This window comes from Pseudomonas sp. F1_0610 (genome assembly GCF_047470865.1).
In the GTDB taxonomy this organism is placed as follows: domain Bacteria; phylum Pseudomonadota; class Gammaproteobacteria; order Pseudomonadales; family Pseudomonadaceae; genus JAZDRH01.
In genome coordinates this window covers 1-255 of record NZ_JAZDRH010000104.1, presented here as the reverse complement: position 1 = coordinate 255, position 255 = coordinate 1, and the positions used below count along the sequence as shown (strand labels likewise).

The window sequence follows — 255 nt, the reverse complement described above, 5'->3', positions numbered from 1 at the left end:
CAGAACCTTTAATGTCATTGATGATTTTAATCGCGAATGCTTGGCTATAGATGTTGATTTATCTTTGCCTAGCGCACGAGTTATTCGATCGTTAGAGCAAATCATTGAGTGGCGCGGTAAGCCAAACACAATACGTTGTGACAATGGCCCTGAGTACATCTCTGAAACAATAAAGGACTGGGCTAAAGAGCAGCAAATTACCATGCAGTATATCCAACCAGGCAAACCGACACAGAATGCTTATGTTGAGCGTTT

1 protein-coding gene is annotated in these 255 nt (G+C 42.0%); it reads left to right on the top strand.

Going from position 1 to position 255, the window contains the following annotated elements; translation table 11 throughout:
- Positions 1–255 (top strand): DDE-type integrase/transposase/recombinase (locus VQ643_RS16410; protein WP_414201602.1); only part of this gene is annotated, 255 nt, incomplete at both ends.